11 protein-coding genes and 1 pseudogene are annotated in these 25,258 nt (G+C 72.6%); 6 read left to right on the top strand and 6 right to left on the bottom strand.

Translation table 11 applies throughout. From position 1 onward, the window contains the following. Positions 1-78: 78 nt before the first annotated feature. Positions 79-216 carry a hypothetical protein gene (locus tag ACXIZN_RS17970; protein WP_457955784.1) on the bottom strand — a complete coding sequence of 46 codons (138 nt, stop codon included), beginning with the start codon at positions 214-216 and terminating at the stop codon, positions 79-81. A gap of 113 nt (positions 217-329) precedes the next feature. Between ACXIZN_RS17970 and ACXIZN_RS17965 the strand changes: the two genes are divergently transcribed. The 4 genes from ACXIZN_RS17965 (at position 330) to ACXIZN_RS17950 (ending at position 9,667) form a co-directional block, all read left to right on the top strand. Further along, entirely contained in the window at positions 330-995 is a 666-nt protein-coding gene (locus ACXIZN_RS17965; protein ID WP_457955782.1) for a LuxR C-terminal-related transcriptional regulator, read from the top strand. Between the two features lie 464 nt (positions 996-1,459). Beyond that, the gene (locus ACXIZN_RS17960) at positions 1,460-4,153 is read left to right on the top strand and encodes an AAA family ATPase (RefSeq protein WP_457955781.1); all 2,694 of its coding nucleotides are present in this window, start codon (positions 1,460-1,462) and stop codon (positions 4,151-4,153) included. Next, a complete protein-coding gene (locus ACXIZN_RS17955) occupies positions 4,150-6,888 on the top strand; it encodes an AAA family ATPase (protein WP_457955780.1) in 2,739 nt (912 codons plus the stop codon). The genes ACXIZN_RS17960 and ACXIZN_RS17955 overlap by 4 nt, the downstream gene beginning before the upstream one ends. 97 nt (positions 6,889-6,985) lie before the next feature. After that, positions 6,986-9,667, top strand: a complete 2,682-nt coding sequence (locus ACXIZN_RS17950; RefSeq protein ID WP_457955779.1) for an AAA family ATPase — start codon at positions 6,986-6,988, stop codon at positions 9,665-9,667. Between the two features lie 6 nt (positions 9,668-9,673). Here ACXIZN_RS17950 and ACXIZN_RS17945 read toward each other — a convergent pair whose 3' ends face one another. The 5 genes from ACXIZN_RS17945 to ACXIZN_RS17925 form a co-directional block, all read right to left on the bottom strand. Beyond that, on the bottom strand, positions 9,674-12,418 hold the full coding sequence (locus ACXIZN_RS17945; protein ID WP_457955778.1) for an AAA family ATPase: 2,745 nt from the start codon (positions 12,416-12,418) through the stop codon (positions 9,674-9,676). 275 nt (positions 12,419-12,693) lie between these two features. Further along, a complete protein-coding gene (locus ACXIZN_RS17940) occupies positions 12,694-14,238 on the bottom strand; it encodes an MFS transporter (RefSeq protein WP_457955777.1) in 1,545 nt (514 codons plus the stop codon). Then, complete coding sequence (locus tag ACXIZN_RS17935) at positions 14,235-15,173, bottom strand: ACP S-malonyltransferase (RefSeq protein WP_457955775.1); 939 nt, start codon at positions 15,171-15,173, stop codon at positions 14,235-14,237. The genes ACXIZN_RS17940 and ACXIZN_RS17935 overlap by 4 nt, the downstream gene beginning before the upstream one ends. A 27-nt stretch (positions 15,174-15,200) precedes the next feature. Next, on the bottom strand, positions 15,201-16,613 hold the full coding sequence (locus tag ACXIZN_RS17930) for a class I adenylate-forming enzyme family protein (protein WP_457955774.1): 1,413 nt from the start codon (positions 16,611-16,613) through the stop codon (positions 15,201-15,203). A 19-nt stretch (positions 16,614-16,632) separates the two neighbouring features. Then, on the bottom strand, positions 16,633-18,324 hold the full coding sequence (locus ACXIZN_RS17925) for a flavin monoamine oxidase family protein (RefSeq protein ID WP_457955772.1): 1,692 nt from the start codon (positions 18,322-18,324) through the stop codon (positions 16,633-16,635). 304 nt (positions 18,325-18,628) lie between these two features. Here ACXIZN_RS17925 and ACXIZN_RS17920 point away from each other — a divergent pair. Together ACXIZN_RS17920 and ACXIZN_RS17915 are read left to right on the top strand one after the other, a co-directional pair. Continuing rightward, a pseudogene (locus ACXIZN_RS17920) lies at positions 18,629-25,018 on the top strand (SDR family NAD(P)-dependent oxidoreductase); the annotation flags it as partial. After that, positions 25,018-25,239 (top strand): hypothetical protein, encoded by a 222-nt coding sequence (locus tag ACXIZN_RS17915; protein WP_126735794.1) that lies wholly within the window; start codon positions 25,018-25,020, stop codon positions 25,237-25,239. The pseudogene ACXIZN_RS17920 and the gene ACXIZN_RS17915, both read left to right, overlap by 1 nt. Positions 25,240-25,258 lie beyond the last annotated feature (19 nt).

Below are 25,258 nucleotides of genomic sequence, written 5' to 3'. Positions count from 1 at the left end.
TCGATGCCCACCTTAAATCAATGTTAAGGATCGGCGGATTCGGTGCTATCGTGGCGGAGCGAAAACGCGAGAGTTTCTTCACTTGGAATTCGCTTCGCCTTCCTCGCGGCGCGGGGTTCGGTCACCGAACCGGCCGCTGAGCTGAGGGTTCTCCTGCTGGGGCCCCGATACCGAACCTTCGGTGCGGCCCGTCCGCACGGTGGGTTCGGTGGCCACGAACTGCTCCGGAATTCGTTGACCCCGTCGATCACCCCTTCGTAGTGTTTGCCGAGTCTTGGGCAGGGACGGCTTTGGTGGACACATTCAGCTCAGGTAGAAGGGGGCTTTCCATGGCCGGCATCCGAACGATTTCCCCGATCGGCACGCGCGCTTTCGACGCGGGTCGCACCGTACGACCCGGAACCATCAGCGAATTCGTGGAAGTCGCCGACATGCCGCTCGCGGCGCTCAGTGCCGGGTTGCGGCTCGGCAGCGGCAACGCCGCTTTCTTCCGCCTGCTCGGCCGCCGTCCCGCCGATGTGCTCGGCGAATCGTTCCCCGAGCTCGTCACCAGTGGTCCGGACCACTTACGCGACCGGCTGAACCGGGTCGCCGAAGGATGGGAACAGCGGTTCCGCGGCAGCGTCACCGGGCTCGGTTCGGGTGGCTCCGACCGGCTGACCATCGTGGCGGGCCGGATGCGGGCGCCGGGTGCGGCGATTCTGCTGACCATGCTCCCGGAGGCGGCGCCCGCCGCCGCCCGCGCCGAGCATCTGGGCTCGGTCACCGACATCGAGGCGAAGATCCTCCAGGGGATCGCCAGCGGCCTGTCCAGTCTGGAGATGGCCGACAAGTACTACCTGAGCCGTCAGGGCATCGATTACCACGTCGCCCGCCTGCAGCGGAAGTTCAAGGCGCGCAACCGGGTCGAACTGGTTTCGCGGGCTTTCGCCACCGGCCTGCTCGACTCGACGGCCTGGCCGCCGCGGGTGCCGGAGTCCCGGCGCGCGAGCTGATCACCGGGACCTGACGCGCGGGTGGCCATCGCGTGACGTGCTCGTGCGATCACGGTGCGGTCCCGGTGAGCGGCCACTTCGGTTGCACGTATTTCGGCAGAATTCGTAATGACTTTCGCGGCGTTTTCGCTCGTTTGAGCAGCCGGTGAGCCTCCGAGTGAACTGCTTGGCCGCCGCGTGGTCACCCCGAAGGCGTCGGTGGTTCACGCCTTGTTTTCTTCTGCCGTGCCTTCTGTCAGGCCAGGCAACCTGGGCCTGCGCGCTGCTTCGTGCCCGAAATCCCGCCCTCGATGCGTTCTGTGCTCATATGAGCGCGCGCTGTCCCCGTAGTGAGGGATAACCCTTATCGAGGTTGCACGCTCTATTCGGTAAGACGATCACACGATGAGATGGAACCAGGTAAGCGATTGTTCGCTCTGTGTGACGGCAATGGCTCCGATGGGACGACAGGGAGGCGGGAGATGATGGACGCCAACAGACCCGGACGCGCGCTGGCGGGACGTGACGACGAGCTTCGTTGGCTCGCCGCCCGGCTGAGCCCAGGTGCGCCCGGTGAAGGCTCCGTCATCGTCGTGCGCGGGCAAGCGGGCATCGGCAAGTCCAGCCTGCTGGACACCGCGCTGGCGGCTCTCACGGACACCGTCGTCTGCCGGGGTACCGGCGATCCGGGTGACGGGGCCGCCGTCTCGCGGCAACTGCTCGGGGATCTGCGCCGTGCGGGCGCGCGCGTCCCGGATCCGGACGACTTCGCCGCCTGGTACGAGGCTTTCGCCGGATGGGCGGCCGGACGGCCCGGGATCGTGTTCGCCGTCGACGACGTGCACTGGTGCGACGAACCGGCCGTGCGCTGGCTGAGCCTGCTCGCCCGGCACTCCACCCGGCTGCCGGTGCGGATGATCCTGGTCCGGTCGGCCGCCGACGGACCGGACGGCGCGGCGGAACACCTGGCGGATCTCGAATCCTGGTACGGCACCGAAGTGCTCGACCTCGGTCCGCTGCCTGCCGAGGCGGTCGCCTCGCTCGCGCGCGAGGCCGTCGGGTCGGAGCCGGGCGAGCCGTTCGTGCGGCACTGTGTCGAGCAGTCCGGCGGGAATCCGTTGCTGCTGCGGGAGATGCTCGACGAACTGGGCAAGGTCGCGTCCGGGATCGCCCCGGTGGCCGGATCCGCGGCGGGGGCGGCGCTGATCCGCTCCCTGTTCGCCGGCGTCCCCGACTACGCCAGGGCCGTCGCCACCGCCATCGCGGTACTCGGCGGGCAGGACCTGTCGCTGGTCGCCCGGCTGGCCAAGGTGCCCGCCCGCACCGCCGGAACCGCCGTCGAGCTTCTCCGGAGCCGGCACATCCTTGCGGCGGAAGGGCTTTCCTTCCGGCACGACCCGGTTCGGGAAGGGCTGCTCGACGCGCTCGAACCCGCCGAACTGGGCCGGTGGCGGCGGACCGCGGCGATCCTGCTGAGCGACGCGGCCGGATCGCCGGAGGAGGTGGCGGAACACCTGCTCGAACTCGCCGAACTCGACACGTGGATGGTCGACCTGCTGCGCGACGCCGCGACCTGCGCCTGCGACCGGGGCGCGCCCTGGGACGCGTTGCGCTATCTCCGGCCGGCCGCGGCCGCCAGGCCGTCGGACGCCGGACTGGCCGTCCAGCTCGCGGAGACGGTCGCGCTGCTGGAACCGGACAGCGGATTCGACCTCCTGCGCCGCGCGCTCGAACTGCAACAGGACCCCGTGGACCAGGCCAGGGCCGCGGTGAAACTGGGCAGGGCGGCGCTCGTCGCCCGCCGTTGCGGGACCGCCGTCACCGTGCTGGACCGGGTGCTGACCGTGCTCGGCGGCGAGATGGACCAGCAACTGCGCGGGCAGCTCGAAGGGCTGTTGTGCCTGGTGGGCATCGAAGACCGGGACAGCCTGGCGAAGCTCGACACCCGGATCCAGCCGCGGTCGACGGACACGGTCGTCGACGCCAGGCATCTGGCCGTCTGCGCCGTCGTCGCCGCGCTCGACGGCACGCGGCCGCGCGAAGCCGCCGAATGGGCGATGCGCGCGATCCGCGGGTACACCCCGACCACCGACGATTCGGCCGTCAGCTCCGCCGTGCTGGCCCTGCTGCTCGCGGACGAGATCGACGTCGCCAGGGACGAACTGACCAGGGCCATCGAACTGGTGCCGTCCCAGCGCAGCGAATACCTCGCGTTCCGCGGTCTGCTCGGGCACTGGTGCGGTGATCTCGCCACCGCGGCGGCCGACGCCGGGCAGGCCTACGCGCTCAGCCGCCGCGCCGAAGGCCGGACCGGCGGTGTCGTCCCGCGGATCGCGTACGCGACCGTCGCGGCGCAGCAGGGCGAGACCGCGAAGGCGATGAAGTTGTTGCGGGAAGCGGATTCCCCGCAATTGTGGGAGCACACGGTGATGCGTCCGTGGTTCCAGCTCGTCGACGCGCGGGTGCATTGGGCGGCGGGGGACCGCGAGACGGCGCTGAAGCTCTTCAACCGATGCGGGGAGAGCCTCGCGGACGTCGGCATCGCCAATCCGTTGCTGGCGCCGTGGTGGTTCGAGGGCGCCTGCATGCTGGCCGACGAAGGACGTTTCGAGGAGGCCGCGGACCTCGCGGCCGAAGGAACCGGGCCGGCACTGCGCTGGGGCACCCCGAGAGCGGTCGGGATGGCCCGGCTCGCGACCGCGGTCGCCACCCGCGGCCCCGGCCGGATCGCGCTGATCGAAGAGGCGGCGGGAATCCTGGCGGGCTCACCCGCCCGGCTGGAGGAGGCGCTGGCGGAGTATCACCTCGGCCGCGCCCTCGTCGAAGCGGGCGACAGCGTCGCCGCGCGCACCCGGTTGCGGCGCTGCGCCGAACTGAGCCTGCGGACCGGGGACCGGTTCCTGCTCCGCCGCGCCCAGCGGACCGCCGCCGACGCGGGCATCCCGAGCGAGTTGTCCCCGTTCGCCTCGCTGAGCCCCGCGGAACGGCATATCGCCCGGCTCGCCGGACGCGGGGTCAGCAACCGGGTCATCGCGGAACGGCTCTTCGTCACCGTCCGGACCATCGAGACGCACCTGACGAGCGTGTACCGGAAACTGCGGATCAGCGGGCGGCCCGAACTGGCCGCGGTGCTGGGAGAGACCGACGAGCGGCAGGCCGTCCTCGAAGGTGTCCGGTGAGCGCCGTCCGGCGGCTCGAAGCCGACGGCGCCGACGAACTCGTCGAACGCGAGACCGAACTGCGTCTGCTCACCCGCCTGATCGGCGATCTCGAACACGGCCACGGAGGCTCCGCGGCGGTTCTCGGCCCGGCGGGCAGCGGGCGCACGGCACTGCTGGACCAGGTCGCGTCCCTCGCCGCCGGGCGGGGACTGCAGGTGTTCACCGCGCGGGGCTCGGCCACCGAGGCGCAGCTGCCGTACGGGCTCCTTTCCCAGTTGCTGGCACCGATCCCGGAGCTCGCGGACGTCCCGTGGCTGCACGCCGCGCTCTCGGACGGCACCGACGTGCAGGTCCTGCACGAACTGCTCTGCCAGCGGCTGCTGGAGTCGGCCCGGCGCTGCCCGGTCCTGCTGGTCGTCGACGACCTGATCCTGGCCGACGAGCAGTCCGAGGCCTGGCTGGCCGCCTTGCAGCGACGCCGGGGCAACGACCCCGTCCTGCTCATCGCCGCGCATTCCGGCCCGCAGGACGCCGACGAGGCGGATCCCTTGTCCCTCGGCGGTCTTCCCTGGGAGAACCGGCATGTGGTGCGGTTGCGGCCCTTGAGTGAGGCGGCGGTCCGGCGGCTGGTGCACGCGGTCCCCGCGCCGCGGCCGCCGGTGGCCGAGGTCTACGCGGCGACGCGGGGGAATCCCGCCCTGCTCGCGGAGGTGCTCGCCCGGTCGTCGGCCGGTCCGGAGATCACCGCCGTCACCGCGGACGTGCGCCGCGACACCGTGCTCGACCTGCTCGCCCGCCTGCCGTCCGATCTCGCCGCGCTGGTGCGGACGATCGCCGCGATCGGCACCCTCGACGAGGTGTACCTGCGGCCGCTCGCCGGGCCGCTCGGGATGCCGCTGGGCCGGGCGCTGCGGGTGCTGGCGGACGCCGGCCTGATCGGGACCGATCCCGCCGAGCCGATGAACCCCCAGGTGGCCACCTGGGTGCTGGCCGAGACCGGAGCGGACGAGCGGGCGGGGACGCGCCGCCGGGCCGCCGAACTCGGGCATCGCCGGGCCGCCCCGGAGGAGGACGTCGCCGGGCTGCTGCTCGGCTCGCAACCGGTCGGCGAGGCCTGGGCCCTGGAGACGCTGCACGCCGCGGCGTTGCGCCGTCGCGAAGCCGGGGATCACGCCGAAGCGGCGCGCTACTACCGGAGAGCGCTCGCCGAACCCGCGCCGCCGGGGATGTCGGCGCGGCTGCGCCTGGAGCTCGAGACCGTCGAGGCGTCGTCGTGCCCGTTCACCGGCGGGCTGCGACTGGCGAGGGCGACCAGGGTCTCCGGGGACGACACCGTCCGAACGCGACTGTCCGCTGTGGACTTGATGATGCAGCGAGGCGCCACGGAAGACGCCTTGCGCGAGCTGGCTCTCCTGAGCGAGGCCGCGGTCGACGACCGGGACCGCGCGGATCTGACCGCGTTGTACTGGCTGGCCGCCGGGAGCGGGGCGGGCGCCGTCCATCTCGGCATCCCCGCGCTGCCGGATCTCGACCCGGCGGCACTGACCCCCGCGCAGGCGGCCGCCGCGTCCTGGCTGACCACGATCGCCTGCCGCGACGGCAAAGCCGCCCGACGGCTGGCCCGGCGCGCGGCGGATCCGTCCCGCGAACCCATCACCCTCTACTCGCCGCGGCTGGCGCTGGCCATCACCTTCACCCAGACCGACGACGTCCTGGAAGCGCTTTCGGTCTACGAGGAGATGATCGCGGACGCGAGCGCCGCCGGGGCGGGCGTGCCGGTGGCCCTCGGGCTCACCGGCAAGGCGTGGATCCATCTGCAGCGCGGCCGTGTCCAGGCGGCCGAGGACGCGCTCGCCGAAGCCGCCGCCTCCGGTCCACCGGACGGCTGGCCGTCGACGGTCGCCACGTCGCTGCGCACCATCGAGATCGCGGCGGCCCTCACCCGCGGGAACCTCGACGCCGCCCAGCGCGCCGTCGACGCCGCGGGCGACGGCGGGCCGCTGTATTCCGCGCCCTATCTGCTCTTCATGCGCGGGCTGCTGGAACTGGACCTGAAACGCCACCGCCGGGCGCTGGGCCTGTTCCAGGAATGCGGCAGGCGGATGAACGCGGCGGGCTGGCTGAACCCCGGCCTGGTGCCGTGGCGTTCGCATGTCGCCATCGCGGCGCAGGCGCTCGGCGACGAGCACACCGCGGCCGCGATGATCAGCGAGGAATGGCGGCTGGCGCAGAAGTGGGGCACGCGCACCGCGATCGGGCGGACCCATCTGGGCGCGGGCGTCGCGGTCCGGTCCGAGGACGCGGTGTTCCGGCTGACCCAGGCGGTCAACGCGCTCCAGCAGTCGCCCGCCAGGGTGCTCTACGTCGAGGCGGTACTTCTGCTCGCGGCCGCCCAGCTCAACCGCGGCCAGACCAGCGGCGTGCCGCGGCTGTTGCGGGAAGCCGAACGGCTGGCCGGCGCGTACCAGCTCGCGTGGGCGACGTCGCGGATCGCGGACCTCGGGAAACGGCTGTCCGACCGGCCGCGGCGGTCCTACCGCACGGCCTCCCGGCGCTGGCGGGCGCTCTCGCCCGCGGCGACCGACCTCGTCCGCCGCGTGCTCGCGAACGCCTCCAACGCCGAACTGGCGGAGGAACTGGGCGTGAGCAAACGCGCCGTCGAGCTGCGGCTCACCGCGATCTACCGGCAGCTCGAGGTGACCGGGCGGGCCGAGTTGCGGGAGCTGTTCGACGCGCTGGACAAGGAGCTCTGAGCCGCCGTGATGATCGAGCGAGCGGATCAGCTGGCCGCGATCGCCGGGGCGGTCGCCGAAGCCCGTGCCGGGGCGGGCGAGTTCGTCGTCGTCCGCGGTGGGCTGGGGGCGGGACGATCCGCCCTGCTGCACGCGGCGGGTCCGCGGTGGGCTGGGGGCGGGACGATCCGCCCTGCTGCACGCGGCGGGGGAGGAAGCCGCCGCGCGGGGAGTGCGCGTGGTCCGGGCGGCGGCGACGCCGCTGGAGCGAGGAGTCGCCCACGGTGTGGTCTGGCTGCTGCTGGAACCCCTGCTGGAGGCGGGCCGTCGCGGGGAACTGCTCACCGCGGTCCGGGCCGACAGCGAGTTTTCCGCCGACCCGCCCGACCCGCGCCGCGCCCATCTCGTGCTGCACGAGCTGCTGGAGTTGTTCACCGAAATGGTGCGCGACACCGGCCCGGTGGCCCTGCTCGTGGACGATCTCCAATGGGCGGACGCGGCGTCGGCGCGCTGGCTCGCCTATCTGGCCAAGCGGATGAGCAGGCTGCGGGTCCTCGTCGTCGCGACCCTGCTGGAGGGTGACGACTCCGCGGACGACATCGTGGTCAAGGACATCGCCCGCACCGCGGCGCGCACGATCCACGCCACCCCGCTCTCGGCCGCCGGTGTCCGGGCCTATCTGACCGCACGCTGCGGAGCCGAACCCGCCCCCGAGTTCGCGGACGCCTGTCTCGCCCGCACGGGTGGTTCGCCGATGTTGCTGGACGCGCTGGTCAACACGATGCTCGGGCACGGGTTGCGCCCGGTCGCCTCGGCCGCGGCCGAACTCGCCGCGTTGCGCCCCTCGCCCGCGGCGGCCCGGCTGACCCGCTGCCTGCGCGCCCAGCCGGACGACGTCCGCGCGGTGGCCAAGGCGATGGCCGCGCTCGGCGAGGAGACCGAGGCCGGCGTCCTCGCCGAACTCGCCGGACTCGATTCCCCGGACTTCGACGCGGCACTGCGCGCGTTGCGGAGGCTGGGCATCGTCGAGACCCCCGCCGACGGGCTGCTGCGGTTCGCCGGGGGGATGGCGGGCGATCTCGTCGCCGACCAGCTGAGCGCGGAGGAACAGGACAGCCTGCACCTGCGTGCCGCGAACGTCCTGTACCGCAACGGAAGGCCGGTCGAGCAGATCGGGCGGCAGCTGCTCGCCACGGTCGCCGAACCCGAGCCGTGGGCGGCGGACGTGCTGCGGACCGCGGCCAGTGCCGCGCTGGCGAACTCGTCGCCCCGCACGGCCGCCCAGTACCTGCGGCACGCGCTGGCGCATCCGGGCGCCGATCGCGCGGAACTGCTCGTCGATCTCGCCGCCGTCGAACGCGGCTACGACCTGCCCGCCGCCCACCGGCATCTGCATCAGGCACTCGGCCTGATGCGGGATCCGGTCGATCGCGCCTTCGCGCTCGGCCTGCTCCCGGTGGTGGCCGGGCTCCGGTTCGCCGCGGACGTCCGCCGTCTCCGGCAGGTGCTCGTGGAACTGCGGGAGGTCCCCGGCCCGGCCGCGGCCGAAGCGGCATTGCGCATGGAAGCCCGGCTTCGCTACCTCGAACGAGGAGTGCCCGGCGCGGGCGACGCGGCGGCGGACCGGCTGGCCGAGCTCGGCCCAGAGCCCGCCCAGGGGTCTTCGGCCCAGCGGGAACTGGTCGCGGTCCTGCTGTACCTGATGACCGTCGCGGGCGCCGCGCCCCGTGAGTCCATTGTGGACATCGCCAGGCAGGTGCTGGCGCGGGAACCCGGTTCACCGGACCAGATGTACACCACGTTCCCACTCACCGTGCTGGTGCTGGCCGCGGCGGATTCGCTCGACGGGGTGGACTCCTGGCTCGCGGCGGCGTGCGGCCCCGCCGCCGACCCCGACCTCCCGACGCTGGTCGCCTGGGCGGGCCAGGCGCTGGTGGCCTCGGCGACGGGACTGCTCGGCGTCGCCCGTGATCGCGCGCAGGCGGTGCTCGCCTCGGCGGGCCCCAGCCGGGTCGGGATCACCATGACGGCGATGCGCGTGCTGGCCGAAATCGCGATGGAGCAACGAGATCCGGCGCTCGCCCGGCTGCTCGTCGACAACCTGGAGGCCGACCACGACCCCTGGCTGCGGTCGCTGGCCTACGGCACCTTGGCGCTGACCGAGGCCAACCACACCGCGGCCGCCGAGTACTTCCTCGACTGCGTGCATCAGCTGGAGCGGTTCGGGAACCGCGTGCTGCTGCCGCTGCGCGGCCAGATCGCGCTGCTGCTGGCGGCGACGGACGATCCGAAGCGGGCCGAAGCCGTCGCGCAGGGCGAGGTCGAGCGGGCCCTGTCGTGGGGCGCGCCGTCGTCGATCGGACGCGCGCTGAGGATCCGCGCGACACTGCTCGATCGCGACGAGGACGCCGTCCCGGTGCTGCGCGAGGCCGCGGAAGTCCTGGCAGGATCGGGAGATCGGCTCGAACTCGCCCGCACTTTGGTGCTGCTCGGCGAACGGGGCACCGGGCCCGACGCCCGCGAACGGCTGCTGGAGGGCCGGAGCCTCGCGGCCGGATGCGGCGCGAGCTGGCTGACCGGCTCCGGGGAGCCGCCGGATCAGGCGGACGGCCTGCTGACCGCGACCGAGCAGCGCGTGGTGGAGCTGGCGGTGTCCGGGCGCCGCAACCGCGACATCGCGGAACTGCTGGAGGTCACGGTGCGCGCGGTGGAGAAGCACCTCACCAGCTCGTACCGCAAGCTGGGCATCACCGGCCGCGCCCAGCTGGCCGCGGCGATGCGCGGCCACCGGGCGGGGTGAATCCGGTCAGGATCCGGCGGGCGCCGCCGTCCCCAGGCGGCCCTGCAGCCACGCGGCGGCCAGCTCCACCCGGGAATGGCTGCCGGTGCGCTCGAACAGCGACGTCAACCGGGCCTCGACGCGTTTCTCGCTGACCTGCAACGCCGCCGCGATCTGCCGGTTCGTGTGGCCGCTCGCGACCAGGCCGACGATGTGGCGCTCCAAGGGATCCAGCGCCGCCCGGTCGGTCCGGTCCGCCTGCTCCGGCGAGAAGGCGATGCGATGCCGTTCGAGCAGCGTCGAAACGGACGCGAGCTCGGCGACCGCGCCGAGCCGCTCCAGCGTCCGATGCGCTTCCAGGAGTGAAGGCGCCGGGACCGGGCTCACCTCGCCGAACGCCGTGCACGCCTCGGCGATGCGGAACACGTCGCCGGACTGCCGCGCCAGTTTCACCCCCGCGCGTACCGCTTCCATGTCCCCGCGCACGAGCCCGCCGCACACCAGGGCCGCCTCCTGGACCGACGCGGTCGGGCATCGGGTCGCGAGGTTCTCCAATTCGGCCAGCAGACGGGTCACGGACTCGGTGTCACCCTGGCGCCGCGCGCCGTACAGGAGCCGCGCGAGGAGCCGTTCCATCCCCGCGCGCACGCCGCGCTCGCGGCAATCGAGGTAATCCCGCCAGCCGCGCTCCACCGCCTCGTCGTGCTGCCCTCCGGTTTGGCGCAGGCGGCAGCGGACCCAGGCGGCACAGGCGTCGGCGGAGGTCCGGAAAGGCAAGCGGCGCAACCATTCCGCGGCTCGGTCCGGCTGATCGCGCTGGGCGCAGATCTCCGCGGCGAACACACTCGCGAACCGGTGGCGACGTGGTGGGTCCCACCACATACGGTCTCCTTCGAGCCGCCGCGCCAGCGACAACGCGGTGTCCCACTCGCCCTCGCGGTAGGCCTGCCGGACGGCGTGCCAATCGCTCGAGAACCCGCTCGAAGGTGGCTGGTAGCGGCCGCGCAGCAGGACCTTCAGCACGCTGACCGTGTCGAGGACCTCGGCGGCCTCGGCGACGTCCTCGTGCGGCGGCATCTCCGTCGACACCAGCCATTCTTCGGCAGGCCTGCCACCGTCACCGGGCAAGGAACCGAGCAGGATCGCGGCGCCCAGGGCGAACAGGCTGTCGTCCTCGGCGCCGCCGGCCCGCGCGAGCGCCCGGACCGCCTCGGCGGCCACCGGCCGGTCCGCCCGGTTGACCGCGTCCAGCAGGCGGCGGCAGTCGTGAGCCGCGTCGAGGGCGCGGGCGACTTCGGCGGCCAGCGGCCGGACGACGTCGAGTTCGGCGAGCCGCTGTTCATGGGCGAGGGCGCCCAGCCAGCACAGCAGCGTGGTGGCGGACGGCTCGGCGCCGGTGAGCCGCGGTGCGACGACGGTGGCGAGGTCGTCGGCCAGCATGCCGTACTCACCGGCCGCGAGGCTGTCCGCGAGCAGCGCTCGGAGCGTTTCGGGGAAGCAGGGGTCGGCCGGAGCGAGCAGCCGCAGCGCCGCCCTCCGGTAGCGGCGGGCGGTCGGCAGGTCGGCTTTCGCCGCCGCTTCGAGCAGCAGGCCCGCGGCCTCGGGATCCGGCGGTGACGGCGGAAGCTCGGCGAGATGCGGGGCGATCTCCTCGGACCGCCGCTCCCGGACGATCCGCCGGTGCAGCACCGTGCGCCAGCGCGTCCCGTGCTCCAGCCGGAGCCTTTCGGCCAGCGCGGGGACGACGAACTCGATCGCGCCGCCGGACCCGGTGCGGAGGATCCCGGCCCGGACCAGATCGTCGAGGGCCTGTCCCGTGATGGGCGGTGGCAGCGCGGCCGCGGAAGCCAGCCAGGGCAGCCTTTCGAGGGTGGGGGTGCTTTGCTCGCTCAGCACCGCGACGATGGCGGCCAGCCGCCGGGCGCGCGGCCCGAGCCGCCGCAGCCGGAGCGTTTCGGGATGTCCGCCGGGCAGCACGATCGGCGTGCCCGCGCCGGTCAGGCAGACGTGCTCGTCGATGACCGACAGCCTGCCGGTGGCGCGCAGGCCCGCGACCGTCGCGCCGACCGTGCCGGGATTGCCGAACAGCGGCCCGAGCGCGGCGCGGACCGTCGTGACGAGCGCGGGATCGCTCGCGATCCGCCCGGCGCGGGTCGTCCAGCCGGGCAGCAGTGCCGTCGTCTCCTCGGCGGTCAGCGGCCGGAGACCGATCGTGCCGTCGGCGACGGCGAACACCTTGCCGACCGGGCCGTCCCGCCTGCCCCGGCCGGTCACGGACGCGACGGTGACCGTCCCGGTGGCGCGGGCGCCCTCGGCGACCAGGGTGAGCACGGTGGCGAGATCCGGCGGCAGCAGATCGAAGTCGTCGAACTGCAGCACGACGCGGCCGCGCGGGGCGAGCGTGGCGAGGACGGTGACCAGATCGTGGGCCGTGGTCTGCGGCCCGGCGCCGGAACCCGACTCGAGCCGGGTCCGCAGCCAGGCGACCGCGCTGAGCATGCTGACCAGTTCGGGGCGGGCGAGGGCGGTGATCAGCTCGACCAGCTGGGTCGTCAGCCGGAGGAGGACGGTCCCGGGCTCAGGGCCGGCGGGCACGGCCAGCACGGCGGCGCCGGAGCGGCGGCCGCGCTGGGCGAGACCGGAGAGGACGGTGCTGCGGCCGCTGCCCGGCGGCCCGTGCACCACCCAGATCGCGCCGGGCCCGGTGAGCGCGCGGTCCAACGCGGCCTGCGCGTCCTCCGGTCCGGCGCTCGTGACGGCCGTCGCTCCCATTTCCCTCCTCGGCCGGCGCGGGACCACGGCGCGGCCGGGCGACGGTCGCTCCGAGCATGGCGCAAGGAGGACCGTACGGTCGGGAGGTCAAGCGGCCGGGGCACCTTCGGCCAGCATAGTTGCCCCGGCGGACCACGGTCGGTCGTTCGTCGTACGGGGCGGCAAGCCACACGGTCACGCCCGGCCAAGTCCGTGAAGGACCCCTTCATGTACCTAGGCGCAAGTATGGGGGCCTTCACGTACTTCGACGCCGGACCTGCGCGACGCCCGCCAAGTCAGGGCAGCGGGGTCGGGGCGGGTTGTGGGGGCGGCACATCGGTCTCGATCACCTTCGGCACACCTCGCAGGCTCCGCAGCGCCACCAGCGCGAGGATCGTCATCACCGCCGCGCTGCCCAGCATGCTCGTCCGGATGCCGCCGACGAACGACTCCTCGGCCGCCGTCCGGACCGCCGTCGCCACCGGTTCGGGCAGGCCGGTCGCGACCGCCGCGGTGGCGCTGAACGATTCCCGCACCTGCGCGGCCAGATCGGGCGGCACACCGGCTGGCAGCGTCAGTTCGGCGTGGTAGACCGCCGACAGCACACTGCCGACCACCGCGATCCCGAGCGAGCCGCCGAGTTCGTAGGCGGTCGCGGAGATCGCCGACGCGGCGCCGGCCCGGTCACGGGGGACGGTGCCGAGGATCGTGTCACCGGTGACGGTCAGCGTGAGCCCGGCGCCCGCGCCGAACGCCACCTGCGCGGCCAGCACCAGCAGGTACGACGAGTCCGTGCTTATCGCGCCGAACAGGCCGAAGCCGATCGACGCCAGCGCCAGCCCGCCCGAGACCGTCGGCGCCCGGCCGAACCGGCGCACCGCCTTGGCCGCCACGACACCGCCCGCGACGAGCGCGGCGATAGCGCCGGGCACGAACGCCAGCCCGGAGCGCAGCGGGCTCCAGCCCAGCACGAGCTGGAAGTACTGGCTGGAGATCAGCGCGAACGCCGACATCGTGAACACCGACACCAGATTCGAGCCGACCGACGCCGAGAAACCGCGCCGCCGGAACAGATCGAGGTCGATCAGCGGCTGCTCCAGCCGTCGCTGACGCCGGGCGAACCACAGCAGCGACGCGCCTCCCAGAGCGAACGCACCGAGCACCTCCGGGTACCAGAGCCCGACGTAGAACGCGCCCTTCAGCGCGTACACCACGGCGACCAGCCCGACGATGGACAGCAGGACACTGGGCAGGTCGAGCCGCAGCCTGCCGCTGGACCGGGATTCCGGTACGACCCGGGCGGCGCCGAGGATCAGCAGCGCCACCGGGATGTTGACGAGGAAGACCGAACCCCACCAGAAGTGTTCCAGCAGGACCCCGCCGACGATGGGGCCGATGGCGAAGCCCGCGGCCGAAACCCCGGCGGTGACCCCGACCGCGGCGGTCCGCGCCCGTTGCGTGGTGAAGACCGCACGCAGCAAGGAAGTCGTCGAAGGCAACACGGCGGCACCCGCGATCCCCAGCAGCGCGCGGGCCGTGATGAGCAGTTCGGCGCTCGGGGCGTAGGCCGCCACCAGCGAGCCCAGCGCGAACGCGGTGACGCCGATGAGCAGCACCCGGCGCCTGCCGAACCGGTCGCCGAAATTGCCCATGGTCACCAGCAGGCCGCCCATGGCGAACCCGTAGACGTCGGCGATCCACAGCAGTTCCTCGGCCGACGCGCCGAGCTGCGTGGTCAGCGCGGGGACCGCGAGATGCAGCACGGTCATGTCGATCGCGACCATCAGCTGCGCCAGGCAGGACACCATGATCGTCGCGATGTCGCGGACCTTGGTGCTCATGCGGCCACCGCCTCTCGAAGGCGGGCTCGCCGTCTCGGCTTCAGGGTGTCCCGGAGGTCGGCGCGCAGCAGGGTGAACGCCGACGTCAGCCCGGGCAGCCGGTGCAGCAGGTGGTCCGGGCCGGCGACGAGGACCCGGCCGACGCCGAGCGTGGCGAACCGGTGGACCAGCCCCGGCAGCCGGACAGCGTTGACGGTCGACTCCAGCAGGAGCGACGCCGCCTCGCCGCCGGTCCGGACCGGCTCACCGTCCTGATCGGACACGATCGGCAGCTCCGGATCCGCGAAACGGAAGCCGCCGAAGACCTCTTCCGCCAGCCGGTCGCGCAGTCCGCCGAGCATCCGCGCGTGCGCCGCGGGACGCATCGTGGTGAGCGCGTAGCCGCCGGCGGCCCGGACGCGCCGGACGAATTCGTCCAAATCGGACTCGCGCAGGGTCACCAGGTGGACCTCGTCGTCGAACCGGCCGGAGAGTTCGTGGCCGATCCCGTCGAGGATCCCGCCGAGCGCCGCTTCCGGCGTGCGCACGATGAACTGGCTGACGAGATCCTGGTGCGCCGTCTCGAAGTACTCTCCTTCCCGCCGGGCGACGGCGTCGACGAGGCGGACGAGATCCGCCACGGGAAGTGCGCCCGCGCGGACCACGGCGGCGCGTTCGCCGAAGCTGGCGCCGCCGACCGCGACCGGCACCAGCCCGTGCTCCCGCTCGGCGCGTTCGGCCAGCGCCAGCGACGCGAGCACGAACGCGATCTGGGTGTGCTCGTTGTACTCCTCGTCCGTTCTGGCGAGCGGATCCAGCAGAGAGCGGCCGAGCGCCTGCTCCGCCACGCCGAGCAGGCGCCGGGCCAGGGGATCGATGACGAGGAAGCGGCCCAGTTCGCGGGCACGGGCCGGGCCCATGCCGGGGAACAGGACGGCATCGGTGGAACTTTCCACTGCGCACACCCGGTTTCGTGGTGGGGATCAGAGTTGTTCGGCGGCGGCGAACTGCTCCAGCCGCTTCCGGTCCGGTTTCCCGTTGCGGTTCAACGGGAACTGATCGGTGACGAGGACGCGGTTCGGCTGCTCGGCGGGCGGCAGCACACCGCAGATCCGGTCGCGCCAGTACCGCGAGTCCCGCCGCGCGTCGTCCTCGACGACGAAGACCAGGCTCGACCCGCGCCGCTGGTCGGGCAGCGCGACGATCTTCGCGGAGCAGCCTTCGCCGGCCAGCCGGTGCTCGATCACCTCGGGATGCAGGGTGTGCCCGTTGCGGTGCACCGCCCGTTTACGCCCGACGACGAACAGGTTCCCGTCCGCGTCGAGACGACCGAGGTCGCCGGTCGCGTACCAGCCGCGGTCGGCGGGGATCACCTGCCCGCCGGCGTCGAGGTAGCCCTCCATGAGGTCGGGGTCGAGGACGAACAGTTCGCCGATCTCGCCGGGCGGCAGCACGGTGCCGTCGTCGGCGCGGACCTCCAGGGCCAGCCCTTCGACGATCTGCCCGCAGCCGCGCGGGTTCCCGATGTTGGCGAAGGCGACGTTGCCCATCTCGGTGCTGCCGTAGCTGTCGAGCAGCGGCATGCCGAACAGCTCTTCGGCCTGGTCCACGACGCCGGGTTCGAGCGGCGCGGCGCCGCTGCACAGCATGCGCACCCGGGAGAATTCCTCTTTGAGCGCCGGGCGTTTGCCGATGATGTTGAACAGGCTGCGATACGTGGACGGCGTCGCGTCGACGACCGTCGCCCCGGCGCGTCCGGCCAGGCGCAGCGCGCGGTCGGGGCGGCGGTAGGGCGCGATCACCAGCGAGCAGTCCCGCAGCCACGCGATCATCACCATCGAAAGGCCGTACTGATGGTTGAACGGCAGCAGCGGCAGGAGGACGTCGTCCGCTACGTGGCCGACCAGATCGGCGTTGCGTTCGAGGTTCTTCAGGAACCGCGCGCCGTTCTTCGCGACGCCCTTGGGGACACCGGTCGAACCGGACGACCACATCACGAGACTGTCGGGCAGCTTTTCCCAGACGTCGAAACGTAACCGGACGTCCGTGGGGGCCCGGTCGGCGGCGGCCACCATGATCTCGTAGGTGTAGGCCGACGGCGCGTCCGGCGGCATCGGCGCGTCGTCGTCGATGACGGCCAGCACGACACCGGAACCGGCGATCGTCTCGGCGGTGCGGTCGGCGTGCTCCATGTGGTCGACGAGCACCACCGACGCGCCGACGTGCATCAGCGCGACGAGGATCGTCAGATAGGCCAGCGTGTTGTCGGCCTTGAGCAGGACACGGTCGCCGGAGCCGACGCCGCGGTCCCGCAGCACCTCGGCGACGCGGAGGGCCTGCTGTTCGAAGGCCGCGCCGCCGGTGACCGCGTCGGGGGAATAGATCTTCGCGAACATGGGGAAGTCCTTTCCGCTGTCAATCGAGGCTCACCGGGGCGATTTCGTCGAACACGTCGCCGGGACCGGGGTTGTCCGGATGGGTGCCGCCGCCCAGGTGCTCGACGACGCCCCATACGGCGTTCAGCGCGGTGGTGACCGCGCTCTCGGAGAAACCGGCGATCCACGCGACGTCGTCGCCGGCGAGGAAGAAGCCGCGGTGGTGCTCGGCGGCGTCACGCTGCATGAACTGGGTGAACAGGCGCCGCTGGTAGCGGTAGCTGCCGGGAAGGCAGGATTTGAAGGCGCCCTTGAAATGCGGCTGCGTCTCCCAGGTGATCGCGATCGGCGGGCCGATCATGTGCGAACGGATGTCGACGCCCGGATAGATCTTGGCCAGCGCGGAGAGCATCACGTCGAGCCGCTCGTCCGGGCTCAGCGACGCGACCTTGAGCGAGTCGTCGTTCCAGGTGTAGGACAGCAGCATCGTGCCGGGCTCGTCGGGGCCGTTGTCGATCAGGTAGACCCCGCGCGGGATGCGGTCGGTGAGCGTCGTGCTCATCACGTCGCGGCCGGTCGCCGGGTCCTGGTCGAGCCAGAACGGCCGGTCGGTGATGACGAACAGTTTCGACGCGCCCATGTAGTGGGTGCGCTCCAGCGCGGTCCAGACCGGCTGCGGCAGCAGGGCGTCGTCGCTCTTCATCCCCGAGAGCAGGTTCCAGTTCTGCGCGGCGAAGATCGCCGCCGGGTACGTGCGCACGTCGCGGTTCGCGTCCTCGATGGTGAACCCACGGCCGGTGCGGTCGATGCGCACCACCGCCGGGCGCGGTTCGCCGCCGTGCAGGCTTTTCAGCGAGGTGCCGGACGGCCAGTATTCGAGGTCGGTGGGCTCGTCGGCCCACAGCCCGAGCGGCAGCTGCTGGCAGCCGCCGAGGATCCGGTGGTGCTCGTCGCTGGTGTCGGTGCAGATCACCCGCAGGATTTCGAGCGCGGAGTTGGGGAAGTCGGTGTCCCAGCCGCCGCAGCCGAAGCCGACCTGGCCGAAGATCTCGCGGTGCTCGAAGGACGAGAACAGCGGCGACGAGGTCAGGAAGCCGTAGAACGACACGTTGTCGAACTTGGTGACCAGGTGGTTCCACAGTGCCTTGATGGTCGGGATGTCCCGGCGCCGGATGGCGTCCTCCATCAGCGACATGTCCGCCTGCTCCTGGAGCGTCTTCGTCCAGGCGTCGTTGACCTCGCGGTACACCGGCGGCAGGTCGGCGGACGTGCGCGCCCAGTGGTTCTCGCCGTGCAGGTTGATCACCGTGCTCGGTGACGCGGGGGAGAGCGGGTTCGGGAACGGCGTCGTCTCCAGGCCCACCTTGTCGATGTAGTGGAAGAGCGCCCCGGCGGACGGCGGGAACCGCATCGCGCCCAGTTCGGCGACGGCGTCCGGGTAACCGGGCAGGCTCACCGAGCGCATCCGGCCACCGAGCTGTTCGGCCTCGTAGATCACCGGTTTGAGGCCGAGCTTCATCAGCTCGTAGGCGGCCACCATCCCGGACAGGCCGCCGCCGATCACCGCGACCTCGGTGCCGTGCGCCTGGCGTGGCACGCGGCCGAGACCGGCGGGATGGCGGAGCCAGTCGTCGTAGGCGAACGGGAAATCGGGGCACAGCATGCTCGCCGGCGGCGCCGCCTCGGCGCGGGGGCCGGGCAGGATGCGTTCTTCGACGGGAGACAGGGTCATCGGCGTTACCTCCGGCACTAGTTCTGGCGTCGCGCGGACGACCGCGGGCCGGCACGGCGGACGCCGGCGTTCTCGTGCGGCTACGGGTCTCGGCGCTGAAATCCGGTTCGCCGAAAGCCACGTTAACGATTCCGTCCCGGCGCGCCGGATACCTTTTCCACCGCTTGCCCACGGCACGGAAACCGGTCAGGGGAGCGGCCGGTTACCCGGCGGTGGAACAGTTCCGCCCCGTCCGCGACGGCCGCTGTGGCTAGCTGGACCGCGACTTCCCTGTGCCGGGCGACCCGAGGTGGCGAGTGCGCGCATGACCGAGCTGGATTCCCTGCGACGGCTGGAAAGCAGGCCGCGCGCCGAGCGGCGCCGCACGCTGCTGGGCCTGGTGCGCCGGGCGACGTCGGCGGTGCTGGACGGGCCGCTCCCGTCCGGCCGCACCTTCGCCGATCTCGGGTTCGATTCCTTGCTGGCGGTGAAGCTGCACGCGTGGCTGACCGCCGAGACCGGGCTCGAACTCCCGGTGACGCTGGCCTACGACCATCCCGGACCCGAATCGCTGGCGGACTTCCTCGACGAGTGTCTCTTCGGAGCCGGGTCCGAGGACGCCGCGGAAAGTGGCGCGGCCACCGGAGAACCGATCGTGATCGTCGGCATCGGCTGCCGGTTCCCCGGCGGCGCGGACTCACCCGAGGGCCTGTGGTCCATTGTGGACGACGGCAGGGACGTGGTCACGGAATTCCCCCGTGACCGTGGCTGGGACGTCGACGGCCTCTACGACCCGCGCCCGGGAACGCCGGGCAAGACCTACGTGCGCCACGGCGGATTCCTGCCCGGCGCGGCCGAATTCGACGCCGGGTTCTTCGGGATCTCGCCGCGCGAGGCATTGGCGATGGACCCGCAGCAACGGCTGGTCCTGGAGACGGCGTGGGAGGCACTGGAACGCGCCGGGATCGACGCCGGGACCCTGACCGGCAGCCGGACCGGGGTGTTCGTCGGCGCCGAGCCGCAGGAATACGGCACCCGCCTGGCCGACGCGCCCGAGGGGCTCGACGGGCTCCTGCTCACCGGCAGCGCGCCGAGCGTCGTCTCCGGACGGATCGCGTACACCCTCGGCCTGCAGGGGCCCGCGTTGACGGTCGACACCGCCTGCTCCGGCTCGCTGGTCGCGCTTCATCTCGCGGTCCGCGCGCTGCGGAACGGCGAATGCGGTCTCGCGCTCGCCGGTGGGGTCGCCGTGCTCGGCACCCCTGGCCCGTTCGTGGCCTTCTCGAACCAGCGCGGCCTGGCGCCGGACGGGCGGTGCAAGCCGTTCTCGGCCGCGGCGGACGGGACCGCGTGGGCCGAAGGCGCCGGGATGTTCGTCCTCGAAAGGCTTTCCGACGCCGAACGGCACGGACACCCGGTGCTCGCGGTGATCCGGGGGAGCGCGGTCAACTCCGACGGCGCCTCGAACGGGCTCACCGCGCCGAACGGCCCGTCGCAGCAGCGGGTGATCCGCGCCGCGCTGGCCGACGCCGGGATCGGAGCGTCCACTGTGGACGCCGTCGAGGCGCACGGCACGGGGACCACCCTCGGCGACCCGGTCGAGGCGCAGGCGCTGCTCGCGACCTACGGCCGGGACCGCGAAACGCCGCTGTGGCTGGGTTCGGTGAAGGCCAACATCGGGCACACGCAGGCGGCCGCGGGCGCGGCCGGGGTGATCAAGATGATCATGGCGCTGCGCCACGGCCGCTTGCCGCGCACCCTGCACGGCGCCGATCCGACCCCGGCGGTCGACTGGTCCGCCGGGGCGGTCTCGCTGCTGGCCGAGCCCGTCGCCTGGCCTCGTGGCGAGGAACCGCGCCGGGCCGCCGTGTCGTCGTTCGGCATCTCCGGCACGAACGCCCACCTGATCCTGGAGGAACCGGCACCCGCCGAACCTGCCGAGCCCGTGCCCTCGGCGCCGTCACCGATCGCCATCGCGTTCTCGGCCGCCGATCCGGACGCGTTGCGCGCCCACGCGGCGCAACTCGCCGCTGTCGACGCGGATCCGGCGGACCTCGCCTTCTCGCTCGCCAAGACTCGCGCGACGCTGTCCGAGCGCGCCTTCGTTCTGGCGCCGGACGCCGCGGACCTGGCGGAAGCACTGACCGCGTTCGACGAACGGGTGCTCCGCGGCGGTCCGCTCCAGGAGCCCGCCGAACTCGCGTACCTGTTCACCGGCCAGGGTGCCCAGCGGATCGCGATGGGCCGCGAGCTTTACGACGCCTACGACGGCTATGCCGAGGCCTTCGACGAAGTCTGCGCCCACGTCGACCTACAGCTCGATCCGCCGCTGCGGGACGTGGTGTTCGACGAGGCGGACCCGGGATTGCTCGACCGCACCGACTACGCGCAGCCCGCGTTGTTCGCCGTCGAGGTCGCCCTGTTCCGGCTGCTGGAGTCCTGGGGTGTCACTCCCGCCTACCTGTGCGGGCATTCGGTCGGCGAGTTCGCGGCCGCGCACGTCGCGGGCGTGCTGTCGCTGTCCGACGCGGCGATGCTGGTGACCGCACGCGGACGGCTCATGCGTGAGCTGCCCGAGGGCGGCGCGATGGTGTCCCTGCGTGCCTCCGAGGAAACCGCTCGGGCGTTGCTGTCCGGGCACGAGGAACGCGCCGGGATCGCGGCGGTCAACGGCGAGGACGCGGTCGTGCTGTCCGGCGCCCGCGACGCGCTGGAGACGGCGATCAGCGGCTTCGACGGCAAGGTCAAATGGCTCAACGTCAGCCACGCGTTCCACTCGCCGTTGATGCGGGACATGCTCGACGACTTCGCCCGGATCGCGCGGCTCGCCGACTACCACCCCGCGAACCTGCCGATCGTCTCGACGGTCACCGGCGAGACCGGCGGGCACGACTCGGCCGGGTACTGGATCCGCCACGTCGAAGCGACCGTCCGCTTCGCCGACGCGCTGCGTGTCCTGCTGGACAACGGCTGCGGCACCTACCTGGAGCTGGGCCCGGACGGCGTCCTCTCGGCGCTGGTCGACGACGGTGTCGCGCGTCCGCTGCTCCGCCGCGACCGGCCCGAAGTCCCCGAACTCCTGACCGCGCTGGGCACCGCCCACGTCCGCGGCGTGGACGTCGACTTCGCGGCGATCGCTACGGGCGGGCGCCGGATCGACCTCCCGACCTACCCGTTCCAGCGGTCGAAGTACTGGCTCACCCCCGGCCCGGGCGGGGACGCGCGCGGCCTCGGCCTGCGTCGCGCCGAGCATCCGCTTCTCGGGGCGGTGGTCGCGGTGCCCGGCGGCGACACCGTGTTCACCGCGCGGCTCTCGACGGCCGATCAGCCCTGGCTGGACGGCCACCGGGTCGGCGACGACATCCTCTTCCCCGGCACCGGTTTTCTCGAACTCGCCTTGCACGCCGGTGCCGAAACGGGTTGCGGGCGTGTGGAGGAACTGACCCTGGGCGCCCCGCTCGTGCTCTCGGCCGCGGCCGAGGTGCAGGTGGTGGTGGCCGCCGCGGACGACGACGGCCGCCGCGCGGTCACCGTCCATTCGCGACCGGAACACGGCGATGACTGGACGCGGCACGCGAACGGCACCCTCGCTCCCGAGACCGATGCCGTCCCCGCGACCGTCGAGTGGCCACCGCCGGGAGAAGCCCGGTCCCTGGAAGGCTTCTACGACGAGTTACCCGGCTTCGGCTACGAAGGCGTGTTCCGCGGACTGCGGTCGGTGTGGGTCGACGGCGACGACGTCCACGCCGAGGTCTCGCTTCCCACGGACGAGGACGGCGGCTTCGGGATCCACCCGGCGCTCCTGGACGCCGGGCTGCACGCGATGTTCTTCCGCGAGTCGGCGGAATCCGCCGGTGGGCTGCCGTTCTCCTGGTCGGACGTCCGCCTGCGGGCGAGCGGCGCGGCCGCGTTGCGGTTGCGGATCACGTTCCACGCGGCGGACACCGTGTCGCTGGTCGCCGTGGATCCCTCCGGCTCCGAGGTGCTGAGCGTCGGCTCGCTGGTCGTCCGCCGCCCGGCGGCGCGTGGCCGGGAGCTCCCCAGTGGGCTGTTCACCGTGGACTGGACGCCGGTCGCGGTCGCGGAACCGGTGGCGTGCACGGCGTATCCGGAGATCGTGCCCGGCAAGCCCGCGGTGCTGTCGGTTCTCCCCGAGGGCGACCCGGTCGCGTCGGCGCACGAGCTCGGCACCCAGGTCCTGGAAGTGCTCCAGGACTGGGTGACGCGAGAAGAGTCCACTTTGGTCGTCCACACGCGACACGCCGCGGGCCCGGACGCCACCGATCCGGCGGCCGCGTCGATCTGGGGCCTGGTGCGCAGTGCCCAGGCCGAGCACCAGGGCCGGTTCGTCCTCGTCGACGGCGAGGCCGAAGACGTGCCGATGGCCGTGGCGACCGGGGAACCGCAGGTCGCCGTGCGCGACGGCGTCCCGCTCGTGCCGCGGATAGCCGAGGCGGGCGCGGGAGTCCTGCTGCCGCCCGCCGGGCCTTGGCGGCTGGGCAAGTCCGGTGAGGGCACGGTCGACGACCTCGTCCTGGAGACCGCCGGCGAGCCGGACCTCGGGCCGGACGACGTGCGCATCGCCGTCCGTGCGGCGGGGCTGAACTTCCGTGACGTGCTGAACGTCCTGGGCATGTACCCGGGCGAGGCCGGGCCGCTGGGCTGCGAGATCGCCGGGACCGTGCTCGCGACCGGCGCCGCGGTGACCGACCTGGCGCCGGGCGACCGCGTGATGGGCATGGTGCACGGCGCGATCGGCCCGGTCGCCGTCGGCGAACGCCCGTTCCTGACCCGGGTCCCGGACGCCTGGACCGACGAGCAGGCCGCGACCGTGCCGCTCGTCTTCCTGACCGCCTACTACGCGCTGGTCGACCTGGCCGGGCTGAAGGCGGGCGAGTCGATCCTGATCCATTCGGCCGCGGGCGGGGTCGGGATGGCCGCGACCCAGCTCGCCCGCCATTTGGGCGCCGAGGTGTTCGGCACCGCCAGCGAGGGCAAGCAGCACGTCCTGCGCGCCGCCGGGCTGCCCTCGGACCACATCGCCTCTTCACGAACCCTCGACTTCGCCGAAGCCTTCCGGATCGCGACCGGCGGACGCGGGGTCGACGTCGTGCTCAACTCCCTCGCGGGCGAGTTCGTCGACGCCTCGCTCGCCGTGACCACGTCCGGCGGCCGGTTCCTCGAAATGGGCAAGACCGACGTCCGCGAACCGGAGGACGTCGCCTACCGCGCCTTCGACCTGATCGAAGCGGGCCGGACCCGCACCGCCGAGATCTGGGCCGAGCTGATCACCCTGTTCGGCCAGGGCGCGCTCGCCCCGCTGCCGGTGCGGACCTGGGACGTCCGGCACGCGCCCGACGCGTTCCGGTTCGTCAGCCAGGCCAGGCATATCGGCAAGGTGGCGCTCACCGTCCCGCGAGCGCTCGATCCGGACCGGACGGTGCTGGTCACCGGCGGCACCGGCGGTCTCGGGGCACTCGTCGCGCGGCATCTCGTGGCCGCGCACGGGGTCCGCAAGCTGCTGCTCACCAGCCGCCGCGGCCCGGACGCGCCGGGCGCGGGAGAACTCGCCGCCGAGCTCACCGGCCTTGGCGCCGAAGTCCGCGTCGTGGCCTGTGACGTCGCCGATCGGGACGCGCTCTCCGCCCTGCTGGACGGGGTCGAGCTGACCGGCGTCGTGCACACCGCGGGTGTCCTCGACGACGGCGTGCTGACCGGCCTGACCCCGGAGAGGCTCGCGAAAGTGTTGCGCCCCAAGGTGGACGCGGCGTGGCACCTGCATGAACTCACCCTCGGCCACGATCTCGCGCTCTTCGCGCTCTACTCGTCGGTGTCCGGGATCGTCGGCTCGGCGGGGCAGGCCTCCTACGCCGCCGCGAACACGTTCTTGGACGCCTTGGCGGCCTACCGCGGGACCCGGGGCCTGTCCGCCGTCTCGCTCGCCTGGGGACTCTGGAGGGAGGGGATGGGCAGCGGGCTCGCCGAGAACGACGTCGACCGCATGGCCCGCGAAGGCCTGCCGCCGCTGACCGCGGAGTCCGGGCTGGCCCTGTTCGACGCCGCCCTCGACGGCGGTTTCACCACCGTCCTGCCGATCGAGCTCGATCGTGCCGCGCTGCGCGCCCACGCCAGGACCACCGAAGTCGCGCCTGTGCTGCGCGGTCTCGCGAAGGTCACCACCCGGCGCGCGGCGGCGCCCGCGGCCACGGGCGGCGCCGCGCTCGGCGAGCGGCTCACGGCACTGCCCGATGACGAACGCACGGCTCTGCTGATCGACCTCGTGCGGCACAACGCCGCCGCCGTCCTCGGGCACGAGGCGGGCGGCATGATCGATCCGGCACGCGCGTTCAAGGACCTCGGCTTCGATTCGCTGACGTCGGTGGAACTGCGCAACCGGATCAACACCGTCACCGGTTTGCGGCTGTCGGCCACGGCGGTGTTCGACCATCCGACAGTCGCCGCGCTCGCCGGGCACCTGCTTGCCGAACTGGCCCCGCCGTCGCTCAGCGCGGCCGACGCGGTGCTCACCGAACTCGACCGGCTCGAAGAACGCCTGGCCGCCGTCGACGACGACGGCCGGACCGCGGTCGCCGGACGGCTGCGAGCCCTGCTCGACGGCATCACCACGCCGGGGAGCGACATCGGCGGACGGCTGGAGGACGCGACCGCGGACGAGGTCGTCGACTTCCTGGCCACCGAATTGGGGATTTCGTGATGGCGGACAAGAAAGCCGTCGCCAAGGTGCTGGCCGACATCGAGCGGCTGAGCGAACGCCTCGGCGAACTGGATCCCGAAGACCGCAAGAAGGTCGCCAAGCCGCTGAAGAAGCTGCTGCTGGCCTACGCGGCGGGCGACAAGGACGACGAATTCGACGACCTGCTGTTCGACGCCGCTGTCGACAAGGTCTTCGGCTTCCTCACCGACGAGATCTTCTGACCGTGTCGGCGGAGCTGCA

The organism is Amycolatopsis sp. TRM77291 (genome assembly GCF_054166285.1).
This window is presented reverse-complemented; position numbering and strand designations above follow the sequence as displayed.

What these genes read in the sequence shown, in the direction of transcription:
- ACXIZN_RS17965 (WP_457955782.1), top strand. Translation starts at nt 330, where the DNA reads ATGGCCGGCATCCGAACGATTTCCCCGATCGGCACGCGCGCTTTCGAC.
- ACXIZN_RS17960 (WP_457955781.1), top strand. Translation starts at nt 1,460, where the DNA reads ATGGACGCCAACAGACCCGGACGCGCGCTGGCGGGACGTGACGACGAG.
- ACXIZN_RS17945 (WP_457955778.1), bottom strand. Translation starts at nt 12,418, where the DNA reads ATGGGAGCGACGGCCGTCACGAGCGCCGGACCGGAGGACGCGCAGGCC.
- ACXIZN_RS17940 (WP_457955777.1), bottom strand. Translation starts at nt 14,238, where the DNA reads ATGAGCACCAAGGTCCGCGACATCGCGACGATCATGGTGTCCTGCCTG.
- ACXIZN_RS17930 (WP_457955774.1), bottom strand. Translation starts at nt 16,613, where the DNA reads ATGTTCGCGAAGATCTATTCCCCCGACGCGGTCACCGGCGGCGCGGCC.
- ACXIZN_RS17925 (WP_457955772.1), bottom strand. Translation starts at nt 18,324, where the DNA reads ATGACCCTGTCTCCCGTCGAAGAACGCATCCTGCCCGGCCCCCGCGCC.
- ACXIZN_RS17915 (WP_126735794.1), top strand. Translation starts at nt 25,018, where the DNA reads ATGGCGGACAAGAAAGCCGTCGCCAAGGTGCTGGCCGACATCGAGCGG.